We start from the raw sequence: 25,352 nt of genomic DNA, 5'->3' as shown, positions 1-25,352 counted from the left end.
AAACGATGAGCAACTCTGCTGCTATACGGCCGCGGGCGGATAGCTGCCGAACCGCTGCTGAAAACCCGCCCAGCCCTGCAGCCCGCCGGTGTGCACCGCCACCACCGTGCTGCCCGGCGCGAAATGCCCGGCCTCGATCAGCTGCAGCGTGCCCACCAGCAGCTTGCCGGTATACACCGGGTCGAGCACGACGCGGTGGCGCAGGTAGAACTCCTCGATAAAGCCCAGCAGCTCCGTCGAGTAGCTGGCGTAGCCGCCGAAGTGGGCGCCGTGGTGCAGGTGGTAGTTGGCGTAGCGCCGGCCCACGGCCTGCTCGGTCAGCGCGTCCACTTCGGTGCGCAGCCAGTCGGCGCCCTTCAGCGCGGCTACGCCCACGGCCTGCCGGCGGCCGTCGAGGCCGGTAAGCAGGCCCGCCAGGGTGCCGCCAGTGCCGCAGGCCACGGTCAGGGCATCGTAGGCTTCGCCGGCGGCGTTCAGCTCCTGCACCAGCTCGGCCACCCCGCGCAGGGCCAGAGCATTGGTGCCGCCTTCGGGCAGCACGTAGGCCGGGCCCAGAGTGGTCAGCAGCTCGGCCACCCAGGCGGGGTCGTTGCGCCGACGGTAGGCCTCGCGGCTCACGAAGTGCAGCTGCATGCCGTCGGCGCGGCACTGCTGCAGGGTGGGGCTCAGCGCCGGGGCTTCTTCGCCCCGCACCACGCCCAGGGTGCGGAAGCCCTGCAGGCGCCCGGCAGCGGCCACGGCGGCCAGGTGGTTGGAGTAAGCTCCGCCGAAGGTCAGCAGCGCGTCGTGGCCCTGCTCGCGGGCGGCCAACAGGTTGTATTTGAGCTTGCGCCACTTGTTGCCGGGCAGCTCGGGGTGCTGCCAGTCGTCGCGTAGCAAACGCAGGCGCACGCCGCGCCGCTCGGCGGCGGACTCGGCCAGGTCTTGCAGAAACGGGGCAGCAGGCAAGGGCAGTATAATAAGGCAGGTGAGGAACAGCCGGGTGAATTGTACGGCCGGGCGCGGAAAACTTACCCGCCCGGCTGTAAAAAAGATGACCGGTTGAGCAGCGCCGACCACTAACCGGGCAGAACTTGCCCAATCAGTTGTGCTGCCACCAACTCACCGGGCAAATTCTACCCGCGGAGCCCTCTTGTACACCAGTGCCCGGGTAAAAATTCCGAGCGCCGTCGTGGCAGAGAGGACCCGCCGGATAAAAAATACCCGGGGAGTCGTAACCAGGACGACTCCCCGGGCAAGCAGGGCTGGCGCGACTCCGTTTTAGCAAGTCGGCGGCAGCTTCCGGCCGGGCATCGGCACCTACGCCGCCAGCAGGTCGTCGTTGTCGGCGGGGGCCGCGGCGGCAGGAGGGCTGCCGCGGCGCAGCACGAAGACCACCCCGCCGATAACTACCAGGAACAGCAGCACCGACGACACCATCGAGATGATGTTGCCGAGGCGATACTCCTTGGGCTCGAACTTGAATTCGATGGTGTGCCGGCCGGCCGGCACGGGCAGGGCCCGCAGCACGTAGTTGGCGCGCAGGTGCGGCACCAGCTGGCCGTCGAGGTAGGCGTTCCAGCCGTCGGCGTAGTAGATTTCGGAGAAGACTACCAAACCCGGGCGAGCGGCATTAGCGTTGTACTTCAGCTCGTTGGGCGAGTAGCTGGTGAGCTGAATGGTGGAGCCGGCCGGGTCGTAGCTGGTCGTCGTTTGCGGAAACTTGCTCACGTCGACCACGGCCGTGGTGGCCGGGTCGAAGGTGCTCAGCGCGGCTATTTCCTGGTCGGGGTTCTGCACCGGCTGCACCTTGCTCACAAACCAGGCATTACCCAGGGCGCCGGCGTTCGGAATGGCCTGCGTCTCGCCGTTCTGCTGGGGCGGGCTGATGAAGTAGCGGGCGTTGAGCATGTTCAGCACCCGCGGGTTGCCCACCTGGCCGGTGGTCGAGAGCTGCTGAAACAGCTGCTGCATCTCGGGGCTGATCTGCCGCTCAATCAGTTCCTGGTAGCGGCGCAGCTTGGCGCCGTGGTAGCCGCCGATGCTTTTGTGCAGGTAGGACGTCTGGGCGTCGTTGAAGGGGTTGGCCAGGTTCAGCACCCGGTAGTGCAGGGTTTTGTCGGCCAGGATCTGCTCGTCGGCCTTGGTGGGCGCAAACTGCTCGGTTACGGTCTGGGTAGTGAAGTTGCCCTCGCCCAGGTAGCGCTTGTCGGCCGTCCAGAGGTCGGCCAGCACCAGCAGGCCCACCAGCGCGGCGGCCAGCGTCAGGCCGAGCTTGCGGCTGAGGTAGAACCAGAGCACCCCGGCCGTGGCCACGATAAAGAAGATGGAGCGGAACACGTCGGTGCGCAGCAGGGCGGCGCGGTCCTGGCGCAGCGCATCCAGCGGGAAGCCCTGCGGCAGCTGGCTGTCGACGGGGCCGGCAAAGTCGCTGCCGAGGCTGAACACCAGGGCCAGCAGGCACAGGCCGGCGGTGATGCCCACGGCCAGCAGCAGGTGCCGGCGCAGGCCGGCCACTTCGGGCGTGTCCTTCTGGGCCACGGGCAGGCCGGCCACCAGCGGGGCCGCCGCGGCCGGGCGGGCGCGCAGCACCCGGGCCAGGGCCAGCACGGCCAGCAGCGGCATGGCCAGCTGGGCAATGGTCAGGGCCATCGACACCGCCCGGAACTTGTTGTAGCCCGGGAAGAAGTCGAACATCAGGTCATTGAACGAGGCGAAGTTCTTGCCCCAGGCCAGCACGATGGAGAAAAGCGTGGCGGCCAGCAGCCAGGTGCGGGTGCGGCGGTCGGCCACGAACACGCCGAGCACGAACAGCAGCACCACCACCGCGCCCACGTACACCGGGCCGCTGGTAATGGGCTGGTCGCCCCAGTAAGTGGGCATGCCGGCCAGGTACTGGTCCAGCTGCGCCGGATCGACCATGCCACTCAGGGCCTTGCCGGTGTTCGAGTCGGCGGCCAGCTTGCTGGTGGAGGCGCCGCCGTAGTAGTTCGGAATGAGCAGGGTGAGCGTCTCCCCCACCCCGTAGCTGTAGGAGAAGGCATAGTCGTGGTCGAGGCCCGAGCCGGCTTCTTCGGCGGCGGCCGGTGCCTGCCCGGGCTGGGCCGGCGCGGGCGTCTTCAGCTCCGAGCGGCCCCGGATGCTGTATTTGCCGTACTCGGCGGTGGTGTAGAGGCGGCCGAAGCTCACGCCCACGGCCAGCAGCGCGCCCACGGCCAGCACGGCGGTGTTGCGCAGAAACTCCGCGAGGCGCTTTTCGCGCAAAGCAAAAATCAGTTCCACGATGCCGAACACCAGCACCAGCAGCAGCAAGTAGTAGGTAATCTGCAGGTGATTGGCCCGGATGTTCATGGTCAGGCCCAGGGCGAAGAGTACGCCGCCGGCCAGCCAGTTGCGCCGGAACGTGACCAGCAGGCCCGCCAGCACCAGCGGCGCGTAGGCCAGGGCGTAGGACTTGGAGTTGTGCCCGGCGGCGAGGATGATCAGGTTGTAGCTGGTAAAGCCGATGGCAACGGCCCCGACCAGCGCCACCAGCGGCCGCATGCCCAGGGCCGCAAACAGCAGGTAGCCGCAGAACAGGGCCGCAAACAGGTTGGCCACAATCGGCGGCAGGCCGAAGGTGAAGATGCTGGTCAGGTACACCGTCAGGTCGCCGGGGAAGCGGGTGCTGATCAGGTAGGTGGGCATGCCCGAGAACATGGAGTTGGTCCACAGGGCTTCCTGCCCGGTATTCTCCCGGAACAGCAGCGCCTCGCGGGCCCCGCCGTTGAACTGCACGATGTCGTGCTGGCTGAGCGTTTTGCCCCCGAACACGATGGGCGAGAAGTACAGCACGGCCAGCACGAGCAGGAAGGCCACGGCCAGCAGGTGAGGCAGCAGGCGCGACCAGAGCGGCTGCGGCGCCGCGGCAGCCGGAGTCGGCGAAACGACTGGGGAGGGCATGGAAAAAGTAGTCGGTAGTGAGTAGTCGGTACCAGAACGATAGATACCCAACGGCGCCTAACGCCTCAATAGCTCAGGGTTTAAACCCTGAGCTATTGAGAAGCGGGCATTACCCGAATGGTTATCCGCAAAAAAAGCCCGGCCGGCAGGCGCCAGCCGGGCTTGAAGCCCGAAGGTAGGTCGATTATTTCACTTCCTCGAACTCGACGTAGTCACCGCCGCGGAATTCCTTTTTGGCCTGGCGCGGCGCTTTGGGCGGCACGTAATCCACCCGCACCTCGCCGCTGGGCGCGGTGGGGCGCGGGCCAGGCCGCTCGTAGCGGGGCGGCGCCTGCTGACCGAAGTCGGCCGCTTCGGCCCCGAAGGGTATGCCGCCGGTGCGCATCTGCTTGCGCACGAAGGCCGTGAGCACGTAGCGCAGCACGTACGGCAGCACCAGGCGCAACACCCAGAAAATCAGAAAGGAAACCAGCAGAAACGAAATAAAGCTCATCAGCTTACAGGTTCAGCGTCGGGTTTGAAGTAAAAGTCGCGGTCGGCGGGGCCCTCGAGCACGGCCGGCGGACAGGGTACTAACCGCGCCGGGCCCGATTGGGTTTCAAGCACGTAGGGGCGGTAGCCCAGCTCGGCCAGCAGCCCGGCCACCCGGCGGCGGTTATCGAGGCCGTTCAGCTCGGTCTGAATCACAGGACGGTGGCGGCGCAGCGTCTGTTGCATGTGCCGGAACACTTCGTACTCGAAACCCTCCACGTCGCACTTCACGAAATCCAGGCGGGTGAAGTCGGCCAATAGCTCGTCGGGCACGCGCATGGGCACCTCGTAGAACTGCGCGTACTGCTCGGTGGGGCTGCTGTCGGCCACCTTGGTCATGCCGTGGTGCAGCAGGCCGTTGCGGGCCGGCGTGCCCATGCGCACGGTGTCGTTGTTGCCCCCGAGGGCGTAGGGCAGCAGCAGCAGGTTGTCGTGCCCGCTCAGGCGCACGTTATCCTCCCAGATGCGCTGAAACAGCGGCACCGGCTCCACCGCCAGCACCTTGCCCGCCGGCCCCACCAGCCGCGACAAAGCCACGGAGTAGTAGCCCAGGTTGGCGCCGATATCGAGGCACACGTCGCCGGGCTTCACCAGCTTTTCCAGGAAAAACAGCTCGGGGTACTTGCTGCGGCCCCAACCCGCCGCCACCAGGCGCAGGTAGGCGTAGCTAGCCAGCCGGATATACCGCTCGAAGCCCAGGGTGCTGACCAACAGTTTGCGCAATGCCTTCATGTGCCGGCAAAGGTACGAGTGGTGAAATGGCGAGATAGTGAAATAGTGAGTGTCGTCCGAATTACCCGAACGTCAAACTCACTAGTTCACCACCTCACCATTTCACTCTGTCACTTCCTGGCCCACCAGCGCGACACGCCCGCCGCCACCAGCCCGCCCAGCGTGTACCAGGCCACGGTCATCAGCTTGGTTTGCGGGGTGCGGTTGCTGGGGCCGTCGCCCAGGCCGAGCGGACCGGGCAGCACCACCCCGCCCACGCCGGCCGCTACGCCCAGGGCCGCGCCGCGCCACCACGCGTCGGGCCCCGAGCCCACCAGGCTGTAGTAGAGGCCGTTGACCAGCAGGTCGCCGGCCATGGTCACGTTGTAGGCGGTTTCGGGGCCGGGTTGCGGGGCATCGGCGGCAGCCAGCAGCTTGCGCAGGCCGCGCACGCCCAGCACGTCCATGCGCGGGGCGTCGGGGCTTAGCTCCTTGGCGGCTTGGTGTACCAGCGTCAGTACCACCGAGCCGCTCAGGCCGCTGACTAGAGCCTGAATAAGGTCATCCGAATGAGAATCAGCCATAAGTGCTTGCAATTGGCGGCCGCGGGGCCGCGTGGGGTGTTAGTCGAAACGCACGCGGCCCGCCCGGGTTAGGCCGGCCGGATATTTTTTTCAGCCGCTGGGTTGCGTCGTTTGAAAACGGCTTTTTATATTTGCAGCCCCGAACGGCGCATACGCTCCGGCCGGGACAGAAGCCTGCTTAGCTCAGTTGGTAGAGCAGCTCATTCGTAATGAGCAGGTCGTTGGTTCGAGTCCAATAGCAGGCTCCACAAACAACAAGGCCCGTTTCCTCTCGGAGACGGGCCTTGTTGCGTTTTTCAGACCAGCATTTCAGGCCCGCTGGTGGGCCGTGGCTTAAGCGCTGCGCTTGTTCATGGCCTTGCTCAGCCAGCTGATGCCGGCGGCCAGGGCCAGGCCGCCCACTACTTTCTGGGTGGTGCTGAGTTTGCCGAGCTGGCCGGCGGCCGAGTCACCGAAGGTTTTCAGCTGCCCGTTCAGGCCGCTGAGCAGGCCGCTGGCTTTGTCCTGAATGGAAGCCGGCTGCTGGTGCTGCTGACCTTGCACGTCGCTGCTGCTGGAGCCTTTGAAATCGGGGGTGTTTTGCGTAGCCATGTTGATCGGAGTTTTGGGGTTCAGAGGGTAGCCGGGGCAGCCCGGCCGTCGGGTAGCATATTCGTAAAACGCGCCCCGCAGGTTACAGCAAATCAGCGAATGAGTGGCCGCCCTACACCACCACGTCGGGCCGGTTGTGGCCGGCCGAGGCATGCTCCGATGCCCCGCGGCCCGGGCCGGCGGGCAGCGGCACCTGCAGCAGGGCGGCGTACGCGGCCGCGTCGCGCAGGCCGGCCTCGCGGGCTTCCACCTCGAAGCGGTTGGCGTAGTAGCCCACCCGCGCCGACTCGACCAGGTATTCCCACAGAAACCGCAGCACGCCGCGCTCCTGCACCTGCCGGATGTGGCACATTTCGTGCGCCACCCACGAGGGCTCCCGCAGAAATTGCTCCCGCGTGACGCCGCTCAGGTGAATGGTTTTGCCCAGCACCATGGCTACGTTGCCCTGGCCCAGTTTCAGGCGGGCCAACCGGGCCAGCGGCGAGTTTTCGACAATGCGGGGAAGCTCCACCGTACGAGCTGATTGAAAGACAACAGGATACGAAACAAGTAGCCCAAGGTTGGCAACCTCAGCAATACTATTCTGCCACCGAATTGAATATTAGAAGGAATATTCGGCTTTTCTGCGCCGAAAGCTTGGACTGCAACGGGTCGGCGGCTAGCTTTACCCTATCGGCCCGGATAGAATCTTTCCGGACCGGTTGAAAAAAACCTCTTTTTCACTTTCTCCAACGGCATCTTCTAGAGAAGAAAAGTACGCCACCCGGTCCTGCCGGACCGCCGCCTGGGAGCGGATCCACTACCCACACGACGGACAATGAAGAATACCTTTTTGTGTTGCCTCGCCGCTGTTTCACTGGCCCTTTCTTTTTTCTTTGACTACGCTCCTGATTCCCGCCCGGCCGGTTTGCCGGCCATGGCTGAAGCGTCGCTTTTCGCCCTGCCCGACGGGGGCAGCGAGGATTTCCGCGACTCGCTGAACGTCGGCTACTACTCGCAGGCCCTCGGCATCCGCGCCGACTACGAGGACAACGCCTCGCTGCTGCGCACCATCACCGAATGGCTGGGCACGCCCTACCGCTTCGGCTCCAACAGCAAGAGCGGCACCGACTGCTCTGGCTTCGTAACCCGCGTCTTTAAGGAAGTGTACGGCGTCAACCTGGTGCACAGCTCCCGCTCCATGTTCAGCAACGCCACGCGCGTAGCCAAGGACGAGATGAAGACCGGCGACCTGGTGTTTTTCCGCCGCGGCCCGGGCCAGCCCATTTACCACGTCGGCATCTACCTGAAGGACGGCAAGTTTGCCCACTCGGCCACCAACGGCGGCGTGATGGTCAGCTCGCTGGAGCAGCCCTACTACCACCGCAATTTCTACGCGGCCGGCCGCGTCAACGTCGAATAGCTCTCAACAGCCTGTTCTGCGAAGCCCCTGCTCCCTGAGCCGGGGCTTTTTGTTTATAGCCCGGTGGAAATAGCGCCCGATAACTATTTTGGCGCGAAACAGTATAGCACGGCAGCCGCCGGCTGCTTCGGCGGCGGGCTTTTGTTTGTTCTCTCAACTCCTTTCATACCATGGCTACATCCACTCCCGACGGCGAACGAATTGCGTCGTCGCCGCTTTTTAAGGGCTTTCTGAGCAAGGCCGAAAGCTACCTCAAGCAGCCGCTGCGCATCAAGCAACTGCTCAACGACGCCTATCAGAAAGCCAGCGCCAAGAAGGACGTCGGCCATATTGCCCACGAAGCCTGGGAAAGCCTGCAGACGCTGTTCCGCCTGGTGAAGTACGCCGCCTCGGGCGAGTACACCGGCATTCCAACGCCCACGGTAATGGCGGCCGTGGCGGTGCTCATCTACTTCCTCTCCCCCATCGACCTGGTGCCCGACTTCATTCCCGTGGTCGGCCTGCTCGACGACGTGGCGCTGATGGCCTGGTTTACCAGCACCCTCAAGACCGAGATGGACAAGTTTGCCGACTGGGAAAAGTCGCGCCCGCATCCCATTGCGGTGCCCAGCGAGCGGTTCGAGGCAGCGCCGGAGTCGGCCAAGAAAGGCCCGGTAACGCGCCGTCTGGGTGCCATCACCGAGTCGCCGGTGGAAAAGGCGGAGCACAGCGTGACCAGCGGCTCGTTTGTGGAGTCGGCTGAGTCGGCGAAGCGGGCCGGCGCGGCCGACCTGCCCGGCGGCCCCAACCCCGATCCGGCCAACTCAGCGGCTTCCGATGCGGACAGCCCGGCCGCTCACGCCAAGCACCACCCGGAAGTGGGCAACCAGCCCAACCCCAACGTGGCCGCCGCCAGCACGGCTGGCAGCCGCGACCCGAAGGACAGCACCCTGCGCGGCGGCGACACCGGCGGCAACGTGCGCTAAACCGGCCTCCTTATTCCAAACGCCAACGGCCCGCTTCCCTCTGCGTGAGGGAAGCGGGCCGTTGGCGTTTTTCAGACTATCGAGGGTATTGCTGGCGTCTACGCTGCTTAGCGGGCTTTGGAGCCCCCCAGGTGCGAGGCCACGTAGCGCACAAAGTCGCGTACGGTGTGCAGGGGCACCTCGTCGGGAATGGTGATTTTGAAGCGGCGCTCCAGCTCCAGAATGATGTCGACCACGTCGACGGTATCGAAGCCCAGCTCGCGGCTCAGGTTACTGGAAACACGCAGGCGGGTAGGCTTAATGGCCTTGCGCTTGCTGATGATCCGGAGCACCTGCTGTTCGATGTTGGTGCTGCCGGGGATGGTAGTCGTTCGGGTTAACATGGCTGTTGAAACGACGGGTGAACGGAAAATGGGAGAAACAAAGCCTGGGGGCTGCCGGCGAACGGCCGGTGGCCGTAGGTCGGAGTCGGCAAGGCCGCAAAAGGTTGCATCAGATTTTTCGGCGGCCCGGCTTGGGCCGCCCGCAGCCCGGCGGTGGGCAGTTGCAGGTGTAGAACGCACCACCACCGCCGGGCTGATATGGCGGCGGCCTTAGTATTCGGCCAGCACCGGGGGAGTGGCGGCCGCTACCTCTTCTTCATCGGCGACCGGCTGCACGTTGGCGTCCGGGTCGTTGCCGGTCACCTTGCCTTTCAGCGTCTCGCTCAGCAGGTACATCACCGGCACGACCACCAGGGTAATGAGCGTAGCGAAGACCAGGCCGAAGATGATGGTCCAGGCCAGCGGGCCCCAGAACACCACCGACTCACCGCCGATAAAGAAGTTGGGGTGGCCCGAGGCAAACAGCTCGTAGAAGTCCACGTTCAGGCCGATGGCCAGCGGAATCAAACCCAGCGTGGCGGCCGTGGCCGTCAGGATTACCGGGTTCAGGCGGGTGCGGCCGGCCAGTACAATGGCTTCGCGCAGGGACATACCCTGGCTGCGCAGGATGTCGGTGAATTCGACCAGCAGAATCCCGTTTTTCACCACGATACCGGCCAGGGCGATGATGCCCACACCCGTCATCACGATGCTGATGTTCATGCCCGTAATGGCCAGGCCCCAGAATACGCCGGCAATGGAGAACAGCACTTCGGAGAGGATGATAACCGGCTTGCTGAACGAGTTGAACTGCACCACCAGGATCAGGAAGATCAGGCCCAGGGCGCCGATACCGGCCAGGGGCAGGAAGTCGGAGGTTTCCTTTTGGTCTTCCTGCGCACCACCCATTTTGATGGTGTAGCCCGGAGGCGTCGGGTAGGCCTTCAGGGCCGTCTGGATGTTGCTCACCACGTCGGGGCCGGTGAAGCCGCTCAGCACGTTCGAGGAGATGGTGATGACGCGCTTCACGTCCTTGCGCTTGATGCCGCCGTAGGTGGTGCTGTACTTCACGTCGGCCACGGAGCTGATGGGCACCTGGCGCATCTGGCCGGTGGCGTCGCGGAAGGTCAGCGGCGAGTTCAGGATGGCGTCCACGTCTTCGCGGTAGGGCTTGGCGTAGCGCACCTGAATCGGGTACTCGTCGTCGGGGGTCTTGAATTTGCTGGCCTCGTAGCCGTAGATGGCCGTGCGCACTTCCATGCCGATCTGAGCCGTGCTGATGCCCTCGCGGTTGGCGCGGGTCCGGTCGATGTTCACGGCAATTTCGGGGTTACGGTCTTCCAGGTTGGAGCGCAGCTGCTCGATGCCGCCGATGTTCTTCTGGTTGATGTAGCGAATCACGTCCTTCGAGAGGGCGGCCAGTTTCGGGTAGTCGTCGCCGGCTACTTCGATGGCAATTTCCTTACCCGTGGGCGGGCCGCTCGACTCCTGGTCCACCGAAATTTCGGTGCCGGGGATGCCCTTCACGGCCTCCCGGATTTTGTCCATGTAGGTGCGGGTTTCGGGGCCGGTCCGCTCACTCAGCTCCTTGAAGGCCACGGCCACCTTGGCCAGGTGCGACTGCGACACCCCCGAAGCCGTAGCCTCGCCCGGGTCGCCGGCGCCGATGGCCACGTTGGTAATTACCGATTCCACGTCCGGGTTTTTCGTGCCGATGACGCCGTAGATGCGCTTTTCCAGCTCGCGGGCCACCGAGTCGGTAACCTCCACGCGGGTGCCCACCGGCATCTTCAGGTAGGTGTACACGAATTTCGGGTCGCCCTTGGGGAAGAAGTCCACCTTGGGGCCGCGCATGCCCACGGCCACGAACGAGCCGATGAACAGCACCAGCACGCCCACCATGACCAGCACCGGGTGGCCGATGGCCCAGCGCACCAGGCTGGCGTAGCCGTCCATGAAGCGCGGCAAGGCCCGGGTCTGGAACCAGGCAATCATGTGCACGAACACGAACTTGTCGAGCAGGGCGAAGACAATCAGGAAGATGAACAGGTTGCCGACGAAGAACGAACCGGCCACATAGCCAATCAGCGCAATCAGCAGCATCACGCCCGTCACGATGAGGAAGGTCTTGGTCAGCTTGGGCTTCTTGTCCTCGGCGTGGTGGTCTTCGCGCTCCATGAACGACACGGCAAACACCGGGTTCATGATGAAGGCCACGATGAGCGAGGACATCAAGGTCAGAATCAGCGTCACTGGTAGGTAGAACATGAAACTACCCACAATTCCCGGCCAGAACATCAGCGGCACGAAGGGGGCCACGGTGGTCAAGGTACCGGCCAGTACCGGCACAAATACCTCGCCGGCGGCAAACTTGGCGGCTTGCGCCGTGGTCAGGTTCGGGTGCTCGTGCAGCAGGCGGTGGGTGTTTTCAATCACCACAATGGCGTCATCGACCACGATACCCAGCGCCAGCAGGAAGGCGAAGAGCACAATCATGTTCAAGGCGAAGCCGAACATGGGCAACACCACGAAGGCCAGGAACATCGACAGCGGCACCGACAGACCCACGAACAGGGCGTTGGTGGTACCCATGAAGAACATCAGAATCACCGTCACGAGGATAAAGCCGATGACGATGGTGTTGATCAAATCGTGCAGCGTTACGCGGGTGTCGTTCGAGGTGTCGCCGGTAATGGTGATGCGCAGGTCGCTGGACTGGCCCTTCTTCGACTCGTCGACCAGCTGCTTGATCTTGTCGGAGGCGTCGATGAGGTTTTCGCCCTGGCGCTTAATCACGTTCAGCGTAATCGAGGGCTTGCCGTCGAGGCGGGCGTACGATTCGCGGTCCTTGAAGGCGTCCTCCACGGTGGCAATGTCGCCGAGGCGCACGGCCGAGCCGGAGAGGTTCTTGATCTGGATGTTGGCAATGTCGGCGGCGTTGACGTACTGACCGGCCACGCGCACGGCGCGCTTCTGGTCGCCCACGTCCACCGAGCCGCCCGAAATCGTGATGTTCTCGCGGGCAATGGCGCCCTCGATGTCGGTGAAGCCCAGGCGGGCGGCGCGGAGCTTGTAGAGGTCCACGTCCACGTTCACCTGCTGCTCCAGGGCGCCGATGATGTCGACGCGGGTAATTTCGGGCAGGGCCTCGATTTTATCCTGGAAGTCGTCGGCCAGCTTCTTCAGCTGCGAAGCGGGCAGGTTGCCGGCCAGGTTGATCTGCATGATGGGCAGCTCCGACAGGTTCACTTCCTGCACGGTGGGCGGCGTCGGCAAATCGTTGGGCAGCTCGTTGCCGGCCTTGTCGACGGCGTCCTTGATGAGCTGCTTGGCGTACTGCACGTCCACGCCGGAGTTGAACTCCACGTCCACGATGCAGTAGTCCTGGTTGGAGGTGGAGTTGATTTTCTTCACCCCGTTCACCGACTTGATTTCCTTCTCAAGCTGGCGCGTCACCAGGTTTTCGATGTCCGTCGGCGAAGTGCCGGGGTACACCGTGGCCACGATGATGCGCGGAATGACGATATCCGGGAATTTCTCCTTGCCCAGCTTGATGTAGGAGAAGATACCCGCCACGCACAGCAGCAGCGTGATGATGTAAATGCTGGTCTTGTTATTAATGGACCAACTGGTGGGTCCAAACTCTTTTTCGATATCCTGCATGGGGAGTCGGAAGCTAGGATGGGTGACGTGTCAGGCCGCGCGGCGGGCCGGGTTAGGTGCCCGCCGCGCTGGTCCTTGCGCTAGGCGCCTGCTTGCCCGGCTGCGCCGGCGAGGGACACCGTCTGGCCCTCGTTGAGGTTCTGGTAGCCGGCCGAAATGACCTGGTCGTTGGCTTTCAGACCGCCGGTAATTTCGGTGCGGCCGTTGTAGGTGGCGCCGGTCTGCACCACGCGCTTGGCGGCCACTTTTTTGCCGCCTTTGTCTTCCACCACGAACACGTAGCTGTTGGTTTCGTCCTTCTGCACCAGGTCCACGGGCAGCACGGTGGTGCTGGCCTTGCTGTAGTTCTGGATGCGGACGGTTGCCACCATGTTGGGGCGCAGCTGCGCGGCGGCCGGGCCGGTCAGGCGCAGCTCCACCGGGAAGGTGCGGCTGGCCGGGTTGATGGTGCGGCTCACGGTGCGCACCGTCGAGGGCACGTCGTTCACGCCCAAATCCGGGATGCTCACCAGGGCCTTGTCACCGGCCTTGATGGTGCTGGCGTAGTTTTCCGATACATCGGCCACCAGCTTGCCGCCGCCGCCGCTGAGCAGGCGCACCACCGGCATGCCGGGGTTGCCCATTTCGCCCACCTTGGCCGGCACGTCGTCCACGGTGCCGCCGAAGGGCGCTACCACGTTGTACATGGCGCGCTGCTGCTGCTGGGTGGCCAGGCTACGCTGCAGGGCTTCGTAGTTGTTCTTGGCCTGCAGGTACTGGATTTCGGTGCCGATCTGCTGTTTCCAGAGGCGGTCCTGCTTTTCGTACACGGTCTTGGCCAGCTCCAGGCGGGTGCGCAGCTCGGCAATGCCCGATTCGAGCACGGCCGCGTCCTGGGTGGCAATAACCTGGCCCTTGCTCACCCGGTCGCCGCGCTGCACGCGGATGCTGGTGAGCACGCCCGGGACCCGGGGCGACACGTTGGCGTTTTCGTCGAAGTCGGCGCGGCCCTGCACTTCCAGGTAGCTGGTGAAGCTTTCGGGCTGCACGCTGATAACCGATACGGGCGTGGCGGCCAGCTCGGTGGCCGCGGCCGGACCGGCTTTGGCTTCCAGCTCGGCAATTTTGGCAGCGTTAGTGGCCTGTTCCTTTTTGAGCTTTTCCAGCTCGGCTTTGGGGTCTTTATCACCGCCGCCGCAGGAAGCCAGGAAAGCCAGGAACAGCAGCGCCGAAGAAGAAACGTATTTCATTGGAGAAGGAGCTAGTAGCAAGAAGTTAGGAGCTAGAATCGGGGGTGTTGGGCAATCAACTGTGGCTGGGTCAGGAGCTTCCAGCTCCTAGCTCCTGACTCCTAGCTCCTTACTTTTTCGTCTGATTGAACAGCTCGCCGGTGGCTTTGTCGCGGTCCACCTTGGCCACCAGCACGTCGTAGAGGGCGGCGTAGTAGTTGGTCTGGGCCGAGCGCAGGTCGGTTTCGGCGGTAATGACTTCCAGGTTCGAGCCCACGCCCTCCTGGAACTTGATGCGCGACACGCGGGCCACGTCGGTAGCCAGCTCCAGGTTGGCTTTCTGGTTGTCGAGCACGTCCAGGGCATTGGTGAGCGTGGTGCGGCTCTGCGCGTCCTGCAGGTCGATGCTCTGGCGCAGCGTCTCGAAGCCCCGCTCAATGGTCTGCTGCTGAATGCGCGCCTGCTGCACCTGGTACTTGCGGCGGAAGCCGTCGAACACCGGAATCTGCAAGCTCAGGCCCACGTTGCCGAAGCCAAACCAGTTCTGGTTGGGGAAGCCGTTGCCGTCCACCGAGTTCGGGCCGCGGAAGGCAAACAGGTTGCCCAGGCCGTTGGCCGAGCCGTTGAAGCCGTAGGCAGCCGTAGCTACCAGGCGCGGGTAGGCACCGGCGCGGCGGTTAGCCAAATCGAGGCCGGCCAGGGCCTGCTGGGTTTCCAGGGTCGTGAACTCGATGCGGTTGTTGTAGTTGAAGGCCGCCGCGGCCTGGCTGGGCCGGGCCCCGCTCAGGGCCGACTGCTGGTCCTGGCGGGCCTGCTCGGCGGCGTTGCCGCCCGTGGGGGCCGGGGCCGTGGGCACGCCGCCCAGGCTACGGTCGCCGCTGCCGGTGTTGAAGTTGGCCGCGCCCAGGCGCTGGCGCAGGGAGTTGGCATCCACCAGAGCCCCGTCGAGCTGATCGGTCAGCACCACCGGCTGTTCCTGGGGCAGGCCCATCTGGAACTTCAGCAGGGCCACGCTCAGCTCGGTCAGGCGCTGGGCTTTCTGCTGCTCCACCACCAGGTTGTTGCGCTGCACGCGCAGGCGGTCCACATCGAGCTTCTCCACGAAGCCCTCCTTATAAGTAGCGTTGGTCTGGTAGAGCAGCGTGTCGAGGCGCTGCACGTTGCGGGCCAGCAGCTCCAGGCGGGCGCGGGCGACCAGGGTGCTGTAGTAGGCCTTCTGCACCTGCTCCACCACGTCGATTTCGGCCTGCTGGGTTTGCTTCTTGGCCAGGTCTTCGTACACCTTAGCGGCCTTCAGGCCAATCAGATACGAGCCATCGAAGAGCAGCTGCGACACCGAGGCGCTGGTGTTGCCGGCGTGCCGCAGGCCGAAGGCAATGGCCTGGGGCGGCACCGGCGTGCGCTCCACCTGCACCTGGGAGAGGTTGACGTTCTGCCCGCCCTGGGCGGCCGTCACGTCGGCGGAAGTGAGCTGGGTGGCGGTGGAGCCCCCGAAGGCGCCCACGTCGACCAGGGACTTCTGCAGCTTGAAGTTGTCGGCCAGGTTGGCGGCCACGTTCACCTGCGGCAGCCCGGCGGAGCGAATTTCGCCGACGCGGGCGTGGGCGGTCTGCTCGCCCAGGCGGGTGGCCATCAGCGAGGATTTGTTTTTGAGGGCGAAGTCAACGGCCTGCGAAAGGCTCAGCGACATGGGCGCGCCCGAGGCCACGGGCGCCTGGCCCGGGGCGGGCGTCTGGGCCAGTAGCTCGTGCAGCCCGAGGAAGCCCAAAGCGGCTAGCAGCAGCAGTAGGCGAAACGCTTTGTTCATAGCGAAACGAATGGTGAGAGCGGGTTGGTGGTTTAGTCAGCTTCCGTCAGCTGACGGTACTGGTTGATCAGGCGGTGCCCCTTCAGGGTGCAGATGCCGTAGAGAAAGTGCTCGACGGTGACCGTGTGCAGGCGCTGCAGCTCGAATTGCCGGGTCGGAAACACGCGGGCGTCGAACATCAGCTCGATTTCGGCCAGCTTCAGCCGGGCCAGCACGTCCACGTCGAGGTCGGGGCGGAACAGGCCTTCGTCGATGCCCCGGCGCAGGTTTTCGATGATTTTGCGCAGGATGAAGGTGTTCTTGTGCTGCTCAAACAGCGCCCAGGCCTCGGGGTAGTACTTCTGCAGCTCGTGGAAGATGCTCGGGTTGATGCCCGAGAGCATGGTCTTGTGCCACTGCATCAGGTTATAGCTCTCCTCCAGCGCGTTGGCGCCGGCGGCAAACACCATTTCGCAGTCCGATTCCTCTTTGCAGAGGTGCTGCTGCATGGTGGCCAGCACGATCTGGTCTTTGTTATCGAACCACTTGTAGAGGGTCTTTTTCGACATGCCGAGCTGGGCGGCAATGTCGTCCATCGAAACGCTGCGGATACCGTTGCGCATAAACAGCTCGACGGCGGTCAGCAGAATCCGGTCCTTGATTTCCATACTCACGCCACAAAGGTACAACGGAAACTTTCAGTGAATCCAAAGTTTCCAGTAGTTTTTTTGCTGACATAATCATGTGAGGCTTGGTTCCCGAAACAGCTGTGCGCGGGCAGACGCCGCCGCCGCAGAAATACTTTATCGGAGAAGATGAATTTTTATCACCGGGGCGGGGCTGCCTTCATCAGCCCGTCGTCCGGAGCGCGCAGCAAACCGGAGGTCGGTGTTCTTTTCCCCTCGTCGTACCTTGCAGCGCGGTGGCCCACTCACCATTTCACCACCTCACCATTTCGCCCATGCGCATCCGTACCGGCTTCGGCTACGACGTTCACCAGCTCCAGGAAGGCCTGCCGTTCTGGCTCGGCGGCATTCAGGTGCCGCACACCCACGGCGCCCTCGGCCACTCCGACGCCGACGTGCTCATCCACGTCATCTGCGACGCCTTGCTGGGCGCGGCCAACCTGCGCGACATCGGCTTCCACTTCCCCGACACCGACCCGCAGTACAAGGGCATCGACTCCAAGCGGCTGCTGCGCGAGGTGGTGCGCCTGCTGCGCGAGCGGGGCTACGAGGTCGGCAACATCGACTCGACCATCTGCCTGGAGGCGCCCAAGGTGAACCCGCACATCCCGGAGATGCAGCGCGTGCTGGCCGAGGTGATGGGCGTTGATATCGACGACGTGAGCATCAAGGCCACCACCACCGAGAAGCTGGGCTTTGTGGGCCGGCGCGAGGGTGTAGCGGCCTACGCGGCGGTGCTCATCACCAAGGAGTAGACACCGGCGCCGCGCAGGATGTAGCCGCGTCGCTTACATTTAACCAGCCGCCGCGCCCGCCGCAACCCTCGGCGGGCGCGGCCGTCTTTGCCCCTGCTCATTCCATTCCCCTCACCAAAACTCCGGCCGCCCGCCCGGGCGGTATCCTCACTCCCTCCTTTATTATGTCGTACAAACTAATGCCGGTGCTGCTGGCCGCGGCGCTGCTGGCCAGTCCGGCCGTGGCCCAGGACGCCAAGCAGAAAGTCAAGGTCAAGCGCAAGGCCAAAACCGAGGCTGCGGCCGCTCCCGAAGCCGCCCCGGCGCCTGCTGCCCCGGCCCCGATGCCCGCCGACCACGCCCGCACCTACGCCGAGGGCATCACGCAGGCCGACCTGCGCAAGCACCTCACCGTGCTGGCCTCCGATGAATACGAGGGCCGCGAAACCGGCGAAAAGGGCCAGAAAATGGCCGCCGATTACATTGCCAACCGCTTCAAGGAGCTGGGTTTGGTGGGCCCGGTACAAGGCTCCGACAACCCCTACCTGCAGCACTTCACCATGGAGCGCAGCACCTGGGCGGGCACCGGCACGCTAAAAGTGGGCGGGCAGAGCTTCCAGTGGATGAAGGACTTCTACGCCGCCGGCAACTCGCCCTTCGACCAGGCCACCACGCTGCAGCCGGTGTTTGTGGGCTACGGCATCGAGCAGGAGGGCTACAACGACTACGCCGGCCTCGACGTGAAGGGCAAGGACGTGGTGGTGCTGCTGGGGGAGCCGATGAAAGACGGCAAACCCACGCTCAGCAAAGACGAAAAGCCGACCAAGTGGGGCAACGACTACCGCGCCAAATCGGCGCTGGCCACCCAGAAAGGGGCCCGTTCGGTGTTCTTTGTGGCGGCCAGCAAGGACGACTTCGACAAGGCCCTGACGCGGCTGACGCCCTACCTGGGCCGGCCCAGCATCAGCTTTATGGACAAGAAGGAAAGCCGGGCGGCCACGCTCTTCGTGTCGCCGGCGGTGGGCCTGAAGCTGCTGGGCACTACTGAAGCGGCCCTGGGCAAGTACCGCACGGCCGCGGCGGCGGGCAAACCGACCAGCGCGTTCAAACCGGCTTCCGTGGTCGTCACGGCGCCCAAGAAGCGGGAGCAGTTCACCACCGAGAACGTGCTGGGCTTCCTCGAAGGCAGCGACAAAAAAGACGAAATCCTGGTGGTGTCGGCGCACTACGACCACATCGGCATCATCAGCGGGGAGGTGCACAACGGCGCCGACGACGACGGCTCGGGCACGGTATCGGTGCTGGAAATGGCCGAGGCCTTCACCCAGGCCAAAGCCGCCGGGCACGGCCCGCGCCGCAGCATGCTGTTCCTGACGGTGACGGGCGAAGAGAAGGGCCTGCTGGGCTCGGAATACTACACCGACCACCCCGTGTTTCCACTGGAGCGCACCATTGCCGACCTGAACATCGACATGGTGGGCCGCACCGACAAGGAGCACGAAGGCAAGCCCGACTACGTGTACGTCATCGGCTCGGACAAGCTCTCCTCGGAGCTGTATAACATCGTGGAAAACGCCAACAAGCAGTACGGCCCCATCGACCTGGACTACCGCTTCAACGACCCGCAGGACCCGAACCGCTTCTACTACCGCTCCGACCACTACAACTTCGCCAAGCACAAAATCCCGGTGGCCTTCTTCTTCAACGGGGTGCACGCCGACTACCACGGCGCCAAGGACGAGGTGGACAAGATCGAGTTTCCGAAGATGGAGAAGCGCGCCCGGCTGGTGTTCTACTCGGCCTGGGAACTGGCCAACCGCGACAACCGCATCGTAGTCGATTCCAACAAGCCGTAACGCTGCATGGCTGAATGGCTGAATGGTTAAATGGCTGGTCGTTCTGGCGCCGCTGGAACAATCAGCCATTTAACCATTCAGCCATGCAGCCATTTCCTTCTATGCCCAGACCTATCCTCCCCTTCCTGCTGCTGACGGCCGTGCTGGCCGGCGGCAGCGCCCCGGCCCTGGCCCAGAAAGCCAAGGTGAAAGTCAAGACCAAGACCGAAAAGCCGGCCGAGCCGGCCGCCGCGCCCACCGACTGGTCGGTCACCTACGCCAATACCATTACCGAGGCCGACCTGCGCAAGCACCTCACCGTGCTGGCCTCCGACGAGTACGAGGGCCGCGAAACCGGCGAGAAAGGCCAGAAGATGGCCGCCGACTACCTCGCCGCCCGCTTCAAGGAGCTGGGCCTGGCAGGCCCGGTAACGGGCTCCGACAACCCTTACCTGCAGCACTTCACCATGGAGCGCAGCCGCTGGGCCTACGACCAGATGCAGCTGCAGATCGGCAAGCAGAGCTTCAAGCCGCTGCAGGACTACTACGTGGGCGGCAGCGCCGCTTTCGCGCAGGCCACCACGCTGCAGCCGGTGTTTGTGGGCTACGGCATCGAGCAGGAGGGCTACAACGACTACGCCGGCCTCGACGTGGCGGGCAAGGACCTCATCATCCTGGGCGGGGAGCCGCTGAAGGACGGCAAGCCGCTGCTGGGCAAGGACGGCAAGCCCAGCAAGTGGGCCGATTCGCGGGCCAAGGAGTCGCTGGCCATGCGCAAAAACCCGCGCTCGGTGTTTGTTATCAACCCCGACGCGGAGAAGTTCGGCCAGCTGCTGGCGCGCATCAAGCCTTACCTGGGCCAGGCGCGCATGAACTTCCCCGGCAAACAGGGCCCGGCCCGCGCGGCTTCCTTTTCCGTGGCCCCAGCGGTGGGCTACGCCCTGCTGGGCAGCAACGCCGCCGGCGTAGCCAAGTACCAGGCAGCCGTAGCCCAGGCCGGGCAGCCGGTGAAGTCGCCCTTTAAGCCGGCGAAAGTAACCGTGCGGGCGCCGCGCCAGACCGAAACCTTCGCCACCGAAAACGTGCTGGGCCTGCTCGAAGGCGGCGACAAAAAAGACGAGCTGCTGGTGCTGTCGGCCCACTACGACCACCTGGGCATTCAGGACGGCAAGGTGTTCAACGGGGCCGACGACGACGGCTCGGGCACGGTGTCGGTGCTGGAGCTGGCCGAGGCCTTCACCCGGGCCAAGGCCGAGGGCCACGGGCCGCGCCGCAGCATCCTGTTTCTGGCCGTGACGGGCGAGGAGAAGGGCCTGTTCGGCTCGGAGTACTACACCGACAACCCCGTCATTCCGCTCGCCCAGACCGTTGCCGACCTGAACATGGACATGGTGGGCCGCTACGACGATAAGCACAAGGCCGGCGACCAGTACGTGGAGCTGGTGGGCTCGGACAAGCTCAGCTCGGAGCTGCACGCCATCAACGAGGAGGCCAACCGCAAGTACACCCAGCTCGACCTGGGCTACCGCTACAACGACCCCAACGACCCGGAGCGCGTGTACTACCGCTCCGACCACTACAACTTCGCCAAGCACAAGGTGCCGGTTATCTTCTACACCACCGGCGACCATGCCGACTACCACCAGGCCAGCGACGACGTGGACAAGATTGAGTTTCCGCTCATGACCAAGCGCGCCCAGCTGGTGTTTCACACCGCCTGGGAGCTGGTCAACCGCGACAACCGCATCGTGGTCGACTCCAACAAGCCGTAATGGTTTGTTAACTTGCTTACCGCTTTGAATGGCTGGTTGACGCGCCTTCGCAAGGGCCCGGCAACCAGCCATTTCGTTTTCCGTCCGTTGAGACGGTCGTTTTTCTCCGGTTCGATGTTTCGCATTCCCTTTCTGACGCTGCTGCTGGCCGCCGGCGTCGGGCTCAGCAGCTTTTCGGCCCAGGCGCAGGGCAAGGTCAAAGTCAAGACCAAAACCAGCGCCGCCCCGGCCCCGGCGGCCGACGACGCGGCCGTGACCTACGCCGGCACCATCATCGCCGCCGATTTGCGCCGGCACCTCGGCATTCTGGCTTCGGACGCCTACGAGGGCCGCGCCACCGGCGAGAAAGGCCAGAAAATGGCCGCCGACTACCTCGCCGCCCGTTTCCGGGACCTGGGCCTGACGGGGCCGGTGCCGGGCGGCGTGAGCCCCTACCTGCAGCCGTTCGGGCTGGTGCGCTACGCCCCCGACGGCGCCGGGCAGCTGCGCGTGGGCCCGCAGACCTTCCAGGCCGGCCGCGACTTCCTGGGCTTCGGCCCCTCACCCTTCCGCACCGAAACCAAGGCCGACGCGGTGTTTCTCGGCTTTGGCATCGAAACCGAGCAGTACAACGACTACCAGGGCCGCGACGTGCAGGGCAAGGACGTGGTGCTGCTGCAGGGCGAACCGACCGACGGGCGCGGCCGCTACCTGCTCTCGGGCACCAAGCAGGAATCGGAGTGGAGCAGCACCTTCCGCAAGGCCGCCCTGGCCCGCGACAAGGGCGCCCGCAGCGTGTTCATCATCACCTTCGCCCCCAGTGCGGCCTTCGTGCCCATGGCCGAAGGCATGGGCGAGGCCCTGAACGAGCCCGGCTACGAGCTGCTGCAGCCCGTACGCCAGCCGCTCACCGGCTTTATGCTCACCGAGGCCCCGCCCACCGGCATCGGCTCCTACCTGACCTCGCTCGACCTCGGCGCGGCCCTGCTCGGGGCCGGCCCTGAGGCCCTGGGTCAGTACGTGCTGGCCAGCTACCAGACGCGGCAGCCCCCGCCGCACGCCTTCGCCCTGCGGCCCTTCACCGTGCTGCTGCCCCAGACGCGCCTGGAGCTGGCCTCCGAAAACGTGCTGGGGCTGCTGGAAGGCAGCGACAAAAAGGACGAAGTGGTGGTCATTTCGGCCCACTACGACCACGTGGGCATTCAGCACGACACCATCTACAACGGGGCCGACGACGACGGCTCCGGCACCTCAGCGGTGCTGGAGCTGGCGCAGGCCTTCGTCAAAGCCAAGGCCGAAGGGCACGGGCCGCGCCGCAGCATCCTGTTTTTGCTCAACGCCGGCGAGGAGCGCGGCCTGCTCGGCTCCGACTACTACACCGGCCACCCCGTGGTGCCGCTGCAGCAGACGGTGACGGACCTGAACATCGACATGGTGGGCCGCACCGACAAGCGCCACGCCGCCGCGGACCGCTACCTCTACCTTATCGGCGCCGACAAGCTGTCCTCCGGCCTGCACGCGCTCAGTGAGGCGGCCAATGCGAAGTACGCCAAGCTCAAGCTCGACTACTTCTACAACGACCCCAAAGACGAAGAGAAGCTCTACTACCGCTCCGACCACTACAACTTCGCCCGGCACGGCATCCCGGTCATCTTCTACACCAGCGGCCTGCACCAGGACTACCACAAGGCCACCGACGACGTGGACAAGATTGAGTTCGATAAGCTGGCCGACCGCGCCCGGCTGGTGTTCTACACCGCCTGGGAGCTGGCCAACCAGGACCAGCGCCCCGTCGTCGATTCCAACAAGCCCTGATGTAATTGTTTAATTGCTGCATTGTTAAATTGTTGATCCAGACAATGCAGATGGAAGAGCGTAAATTCCTACGACTGAACGATATCGAGGCTTACCGCATCAGTTTTGCCCTCAGCAACCGGGTTTGGCTGGCAGTAGGTAGTTGGAACAGCTTTGCCCGCGACACCATCGGTCAGCAGTTTGTGCGCAGCGTCGACAGCATTTCGGCCAACATTGCCGAGGGTTTCGGACGCTACGGGAAGCGCGACAAGATCAAGTTCTTCCGCTACGCGCAGGGTTCGATGTATGAGTCGCTGGACTGGAATGAGAAGGCCAAAGTGCGACAGTTGCTCGACATCGAACAATACGAGTCGTTCTTTGTCGAACTAAAGCGCCTCCCCAAAGCCCTCAACGGCCTGATCCGCTACACCGACGATATGCTGAAAATTTGACGTTGGGCCACTTGCGTCAACAATTCAACAATGCAGCAATTCAGCAATGACTACTAAATCCGCCCAGTTTCTGACCGACTCCGACTCGAAGGCCTTCGATCTGGAGCACCGGCGCAAGATTCGCTTCAACATCGGCAAGTACAACGCGGCGGTGCAGACCGGCCTGGGCTGGTACCGCGACCATGAATTGGCCCGCTCCCGTGCCGCATATCGCAAGTCACAGATTGTCAACAATCTTGACCAGTACCTGCTGCAGTGGGAGGAAAACTTCACCAAGCGCGGCGGCAAGGTCATCTGGGCCCAGGACGCGAAGGAGGCGCTGACGGAAATCGGCAAGATCGTGGCGCGCAAGCGGGCCCGCACGGTGGTGAAGGCCAAGAGCATGACCACCGAGGAAATTCACCTCAACCACTTCCTGGAGCAGAACGGGGTGGAATCGGTGGAAACGGACCTGGGCGAGTACATCGTGCAGCTCAACGGCGAGCGGCCCTACCACATCGTGACGCCGGCCATGCACCTGAGCAAGAAGGACATTGCCGACATCTTCGTCAAGCACCTGCACATCGAGCCCACCGACGACGCGCAGAAGCTGGTGGCCACGGCCCGCAAGCTGCTGCGCGGCAAGTACACCGCGGCCGAAGTGGGCGTGACGGGCGGCAACTTCCTGGTGGCCGACGTGGGCGGCGTGGCCGTGACCGAAAACGAGGGCAACGCCCGCCTCTCCGCCACGTTTCCGCGCACCCACATTGCGGTGGTCGGCATCGAAAAGCTGATTCCCTCGCTGCAGGACCTGGACCTGTTCTGGCCCCTGCTGAGCACCAGCGGCACCGGCCAGCAGCTGACGGTGTACAACACGGTGTACCTGGGCCCGCGCCAGCCGCTGGAAAAAGACGGCCCCGACGAAATGTACGTGGTGCTGCTCGACAACGGGCGCACCAACCTGCTCGCCCAGCCCGACAAGCGCGAGGCCCTGCAGTGCATCCGCTGCGGCGCCTGCCTGAACGTGTGCCCGGTCTACAAAAACATCGGCGGCCACACCTACGAGGCCACCTACTCGGGGCCCATCGGCTCGGTCATCACCCCGCACCTGGCCGGCTTCGAGGACAACAAGCACCTGAGCTACGCCTCGTCGCTGTGCGGGGCCTGCACCTCGGTGTGTCCGGTGCGCATCCCGATTCACAACATCCTGCTGCTCAACCGGCAGCAATCCGTGAAAGAGCACTTCAACGACAAGGAGGAGGAGCGCGGCATCAAGCTCTGGCTCTACGGCATGAAGCACCGCTGGACCTGGAGCCTGGCCCCCACCGCGGCCAAAAACTGGGTGCTGGAGCGCCTGCTGGGCCAGGTAGGCTGGAGCAAGCGCCGCGAGGCCATTCAACTGGCCCCGAAGTCGTTCCGGCAGCAGTGGAAGGAGCGCCCGAAAAAGTAGACCCCGAAAAAAGGCCGGAAGCAGTTCCGGCTTTTTTCATACCGGGCGCCGCCGTTACATGCGCTGCTGGTGAATCAGCATGGCTGTGAGGGCGGCGGCCACCGGGCCTTTCACGGCGGGCGTGAGCGTGGGCGCCACCCACACCCGGCCGCGGCCCATCAGCTCCACGGCGGCTACCACCGAGCCGTCGGGGCGGGCAAACTCGTAGCCGACGGGCACGCCGAAGGGCAGGGTCATGGGCCGGCCGTCGCGGCGCAGCAGCTGGGCAATGGGGCGCACCTGCAGCACCGAGTCGCCGTTGGAGAGCGTGCCGCGGGCGAATTGGGGCCGGTCGCCGAGCTGGTTTTTGCTTTCCAGAATCAGCTGCCAGGTGGGCTGGTTCGGCGCCTTGATAATGCTGCTGTACAGCTCCTCGCTGAACAGGGTCACGCCGACGTTGCTGTTGGGCGTGGGGCTGAGGCGCAAATCGTCGCTGTGAGCGAAGAAGGCGCACTGGGCCTCCCAGGCGGTGCCACCCACCGGCTGCATGGTGAACGAGCTTTTCTGCCGGGCGCGGGTTTGATCAAACCACACCGGCGCGGGCAGCCAGCCGCCGGCGGCATTGCCCCACGACCACGCCGCGGTGCTAAACCAGCCCTGCTTGACCTGGGCGGTGGCAAACTCGCCGAACTGGTAGCTGTGCCGGAAGCCCTGCTTGCCGGTGACGGGCAGCGGCGCCGCGGCCGACAGCTGGGCCGGCACCTGCATGGAAATGCGGCTGGTGGTGGAGCAGCTGGTCAGGGCCAGCAAGGCGCCGCCCAGCAGCAGCGCAGGGCGTGGCAAGGCGAAGGTCAGGAAGCGGTTCATAGGGGTAGTCGTTTGTTTTCGTTGGTAGGAGCGGTGGCAACAAGCACCAGGCCAAAGCCCCGCCCGGCGCCTCACATCTTCGGGGGATAAGTACCTGCTGC

At 64.4% G+C, this 25,352-nt stretch carries 20 protein-coding genes, 1 tRNA gene and 1 pseudogene; 9 read left to right on the top strand and 13 right to left on the bottom strand.

The window, feature by feature from the left end; genetic code table 11:
• Positions 1 to 21: 21 nt before the first annotated feature.
• From DLM85_RS19270 to DLM85_RS19250, 5 genes are all read right to left on the bottom strand, one after another.
• The gene (locus tag DLM85_RS19270; protein WP_243636049.1) at positions 22 to 948 is read right to left on the bottom strand and encodes a 1-aminocyclopropane-1-carboxylate deaminase/D-cysteine desulfhydrase; all 927 of its coding nucleotides are present in this window, start codon (positions 946 to 948) and stop codon (positions 22 to 24) included.
• A gap of 351 nt (positions 949 to 1,299) precedes the next feature.
• Positions 1,300 to 3,921, bottom strand: a complete 2,622-nt coding sequence (locus DLM85_RS19265; protein WP_111479803.1) for a YfhO family protein — start codon at positions 3,919 to 3,921, stop codon at positions 1,300 to 1,302.
• 184 nt (positions 3,922 to 4,105) lie between these two features.
• Positions 4,106 to 4,414: a DUF4834 family protein gene (locus DLM85_RS19260; RefSeq protein WP_111479802.1), complete on the bottom strand. Its 309-nt coding sequence runs from the start codon at positions 4,412 to 4,414 to the stop codon at positions 4,106 to 4,108.
• Positions 4,414 to 5,184: an FkbM family methyltransferase gene (locus tag DLM85_RS19255; RefSeq protein WP_111479801.1), complete on the bottom strand. Its 771-nt coding sequence runs from the start codon at positions 5,182 to 5,184 to the stop codon at positions 4,414 to 4,416. Before DLM85_RS19255 ends, DLM85_RS19260 begins: the two co-directional genes overlap by 1 nt.
• A 110-nt stretch (positions 5,185 to 5,294) precedes the next feature.
• The gene (locus tag DLM85_RS19250) at positions 5,295 to 5,747 is read right to left on the bottom strand and encodes a hypothetical protein (RefSeq protein WP_111479800.1); all 453 of its coding nucleotides are present in this window, start codon (positions 5,745 to 5,747) and stop codon (positions 5,295 to 5,297) included.
• Positions 5,748 to 5,919: 172 nt separating this feature from the next.
• On the opposite strand from DLM85_RS19250, the gene DLM85_RS19245 reads away from it, so the two are divergent.
• Positions 5,920 to 5,995, top strand: a tRNA-Thr gene (locus DLM85_RS19245).
• An 85-nt stretch (positions 5,996 to 6,080) separates the two neighbouring features.
• On the opposite strand, the gene DLM85_RS19240 is transcribed toward DLM85_RS19245, so the two are convergent.
• Both DLM85_RS19240 and DLM85_RS19235 read right to left on the bottom strand, forming a co-directional pair.
• Positions 6,081 to 6,338, bottom strand: a complete 258-nt coding sequence (locus tag DLM85_RS19240; RefSeq protein ID WP_111479799.1) for a hypothetical protein — start codon at positions 6,336 to 6,338, stop codon at positions 6,081 to 6,083.
• Positions 6,339 to 6,450: 112 nt separating this feature from the next.
• On the bottom strand, positions 6,451 to 6,849 hold the full coding sequence (locus tag DLM85_RS19235) for a hypothetical protein (RefSeq protein WP_207891063.1): 399 nt from the start codon (positions 6,847 to 6,849) through the stop codon (positions 6,451 to 6,453).
• A gap of 405 nt (positions 6,850 to 7,254) precedes the next feature.
• Here DLM85_RS19235 and DLM85_RS19230 point away from each other — a divergent pair, with 405 nt between their 5' ends.
• Complete coding sequence (locus DLM85_RS19230) at positions 7,255 to 7,740, top strand: C40 family peptidase (protein ID WP_243636047.1); 486 nt, start codon at positions 7,255 to 7,257, stop codon at positions 7,738 to 7,740.
• Between the two features lie 422 nt (positions 7,741 to 8,162).
• Positions 8,163 to 8,264: pseudogene (locus tag DLM85_RS26360) on the top strand (YkvA family protein); the annotation flags it as partial.
• A gap of 548 nt (positions 8,265 to 8,812) precedes the next feature.
• Here the strand turns inward: DLM85_RS26360 and DLM85_RS19220 are convergent.
• The 5 genes from DLM85_RS19220 to DLM85_RS19200 all read right to left on the bottom strand — a co-directional run bounded on the left by DLM85_RS19220 (position 8,813) and on the right by DLM85_RS19200 (position 16,392).
• Complete coding sequence (locus DLM85_RS19220) at positions 8,813 to 9,088, bottom strand: acyl carrier protein (RefSeq protein WP_111479796.1); 276 nt, start codon at positions 9,086 to 9,088, stop codon at positions 8,813 to 8,815.
• 210 nt (positions 9,089 to 9,298) lie between these two features.
• On the bottom strand, positions 9,299 to 12,730 hold the full coding sequence (locus DLM85_RS19215; protein WP_111479795.1) for an efflux RND transporter permease subunit: 3,432 nt from the start codon (positions 12,728 to 12,730) through the stop codon (positions 9,299 to 9,301).
• Positions 12,731 to 12,810: 80 nt separating this feature from the next.
• Positions 12,811 to 13,959: an efflux RND transporter periplasmic adaptor subunit gene (locus DLM85_RS19210; protein WP_111479794.1), complete on the bottom strand. Its 1,149-nt coding sequence runs from the start codon at positions 13,957 to 13,959 to the stop codon at positions 12,811 to 12,813.
• A gap of 109 nt (positions 13,960 to 14,068) precedes the next feature.
• Positions 14,069 to 15,745, bottom strand: coding sequence for a TolC family protein (locus DLM85_RS19205; RefSeq protein ID WP_111479793.1), 1,677 nt, complete (start codon positions 15,743 to 15,745; stop codon positions 14,069 to 14,071).
• Positions 15,746 to 15,777: 32 nt separating this feature from the next.
• Positions 15,778 to 16,392: a TetR/AcrR family transcriptional regulator gene (locus DLM85_RS19200; RefSeq protein ID WP_111479792.1), complete on the bottom strand. Its 615-nt coding sequence runs from the start codon at positions 16,390 to 16,392 to the stop codon at positions 15,778 to 15,780.
• Between the two features lie 293 nt (positions 16,393 to 16,685).
• Between DLM85_RS19200 and ispF the strand changes: the two genes are divergently transcribed.
• From ispF to DLM85_RS19170, 6 genes are all read left to right on the top strand, one after another.
• The gene (gene ispF / locus DLM85_RS19195) at positions 16,686 to 17,165 is read left to right on the top strand and encodes a 2-C-methyl-D-erythritol 2,4-cyclodiphosphate synthase (protein ID WP_111479791.1); all 480 of its coding nucleotides are present in this window, start codon (positions 16,686 to 16,688) and stop codon (positions 17,163 to 17,165) included.
• Between the two features lie 164 nt (positions 17,166 to 17,329).
• The gene (locus tag DLM85_RS19190) at positions 17,330 to 19,000 is read left to right on the top strand and encodes a M28 family peptidase (protein WP_111479790.1); all 1,671 of its coding nucleotides are present in this window, start codon (positions 17,330 to 17,332) and stop codon (positions 18,998 to 19,000) included.
• 101 nt (positions 19,001 to 19,101) lie between these two features.
• Positions 19,102 to 20,751, top strand: a complete 1,650-nt coding sequence (locus DLM85_RS19185; RefSeq protein ID WP_111479789.1) for a M28 family peptidase — start codon at positions 19,102 to 19,104, stop codon at positions 20,749 to 20,751.
• 114 nt (positions 20,752 to 20,865) lie between these two features.
• Complete coding sequence (locus DLM85_RS19180) at positions 20,866 to 22,545, top strand: M28 family peptidase (RefSeq protein WP_111479788.1); 1,680 nt, start codon at positions 20,866 to 20,868, stop codon at positions 22,543 to 22,545.
• 44 nt (positions 22,546 to 22,589) lie between these two features.
• On the top strand, positions 22,590 to 22,976 hold the full coding sequence (locus DLM85_RS19175) for a four helix bundle protein (RefSeq protein WP_243636044.1): 387 nt from the start codon (positions 22,590 to 22,592) through the stop codon (positions 22,974 to 22,976).
• A 46-nt stretch (positions 22,977 to 23,022) separates the two neighbouring features.
• Positions 23,023 to 24,405 (top strand): LutB/LldF family L-lactate oxidation iron-sulfur protein, encoded by a 1,383-nt coding sequence (locus DLM85_RS19170; protein ID WP_111479787.1) that lies wholly within the window; start codon positions 23,023 to 23,025, stop codon positions 24,403 to 24,405.
• A gap of 54 nt (positions 24,406 to 24,459) precedes the next feature.
• On the opposite strand, the gene DLM85_RS19165 is transcribed toward DLM85_RS19170, so the two are convergent.
• Positions 24,460 to 25,251 carry a hypothetical protein gene (locus tag DLM85_RS19165; RefSeq protein WP_111479786.1) on the bottom strand — a complete coding sequence of 264 codons (792 nt, stop codon included), beginning with the start codon at positions 25,249 to 25,251 and terminating at the stop codon, positions 24,460 to 24,462.
• Positions 25,252 to 25,352 lie beyond the last annotated feature (101 nt).

It is taken from the genome of Hymenobacter edaphi (genome assembly GCF_003258365.1).
In the GTDB taxonomy this organism is placed as follows: domain Bacteria; phylum Bacteroidota; class Bacteroidia; order Cytophagales; family Hymenobacteraceae; genus Solirubrum; species Solirubrum edaphi.
This window is presented reverse-complemented; position numbering and strand designations above follow the sequence as displayed.

Coding starts and splice junctions, on each gene's coding strand:
- DLM85_RS19180 (WP_111479788.1), top strand. CDS start 20,866: ATGTTTCGCATTCCCTTTCTGACGCTGCTGCTGGCCGCCGGCGTCGGG.
- DLM85_RS19210 (WP_111479794.1), bottom strand. CDS start 13,959: ATGAAATACGTTTCTTCTTCGGCGCTGCTGTTCCTGGCTTTCCTGGCT.
- DLM85_RS19220 (WP_111479796.1), bottom strand. CDS start 9,088: ATGTTAACCCGAACGACTACCATCCCCGGCAGCACCAACATCGAACAG.
- DLM85_RS19215 (WP_111479795.1), bottom strand. CDS start 12,730: ATGCAGGATATCGAAAAAGAGTTTGGACCCACCAGTTGGTCCATTAAT.
- DLM85_RS19250 (WP_111479800.1), bottom strand. CDS start 5,747: ATGGCTGATTCTCATTCGGATGACCTTATTCAGGCTCTAGTCAGCGGC.
- DLM85_RS19200 (WP_111479792.1), bottom strand. CDS start 16,392: ATGGAAATCAAGGACCGGATTCTGCTGACCGCCGTCGAGCTGTTTATG.
- DLM85_RS19185 (WP_111479789.1), top strand. CDS start 19,102: ATGCCCAGACCTATCCTCCCCTTCCTGCTGCTGACGGCCGTGCTGGCC.
- DLM85_RS19230 (WP_243636047.1), top strand. CDS start 7,255: ATGGCTGAAGCGTCGCTTTTCGCCCTGCCCGACGGGGGCAGCGAGGAT.
- DLM85_RS19165 (WP_111479786.1), bottom strand. CDS start 25,251: ATGAACCGCTTCCTGACCTTCGCCTTGCCACGCCCTGCGCTGCTGCTG.
- DLM85_RS19175 (WP_243636044.1), top strand. CDS start 22,590: ATGCAGATGGAAGAGCGTAAATTCCTACGACTGAACGATATCGAGGCT.
- DLM85_RS19170 (WP_111479787.1), top strand. CDS start 23,023: ATGACTACTAAATCCGCCCAGTTTCTGACCGACTCCGACTCGAAGGCC.
- DLM85_RS19255 (WP_111479801.1), bottom strand. CDS start 5,184: ATGAAGGCATTGCGCAAACTGTTGGTCAGCACCCTGGGCTTCGAGCGG.
- DLM85_RS19240 (WP_111479799.1), bottom strand. CDS start 6,338: ATGGCTACGCAAAACACCCCCGATTTCAAAGGCTCCAGCAGCAGCGAC.
- DLM85_RS19205 (WP_111479793.1), bottom strand. CDS start 15,745: ATGAACAAAGCGTTTCGCCTACTGCTGCTGCTAGCCGCTTTGGGCTTC.
- DLM85_RS19260 (WP_111479802.1), bottom strand. CDS start 4,414: ATGAGCTTTATTTCGTTTCTGCTGGTTTCCTTTCTGATTTTCTGGGTG.
- DLM85_RS19190 (WP_111479790.1), top strand. CDS start 17,330: ATGTCGTACAAACTAATGCCGGTGCTGCTGGCCGCGGCGCTGCTGGCC.
- DLM85_RS19265 (WP_111479803.1), bottom strand. CDS start 3,921: ATGCCCTCCCCAGTCGTTTCGCCGACTCCGGCTGCCGCGGCGCCGCAG.
- ispF (WP_111479791.1), top strand. CDS start 16,686: ATGCGCATCCGTACCGGCTTCGGCTACGACGTTCACCAGCTCCAGGAA.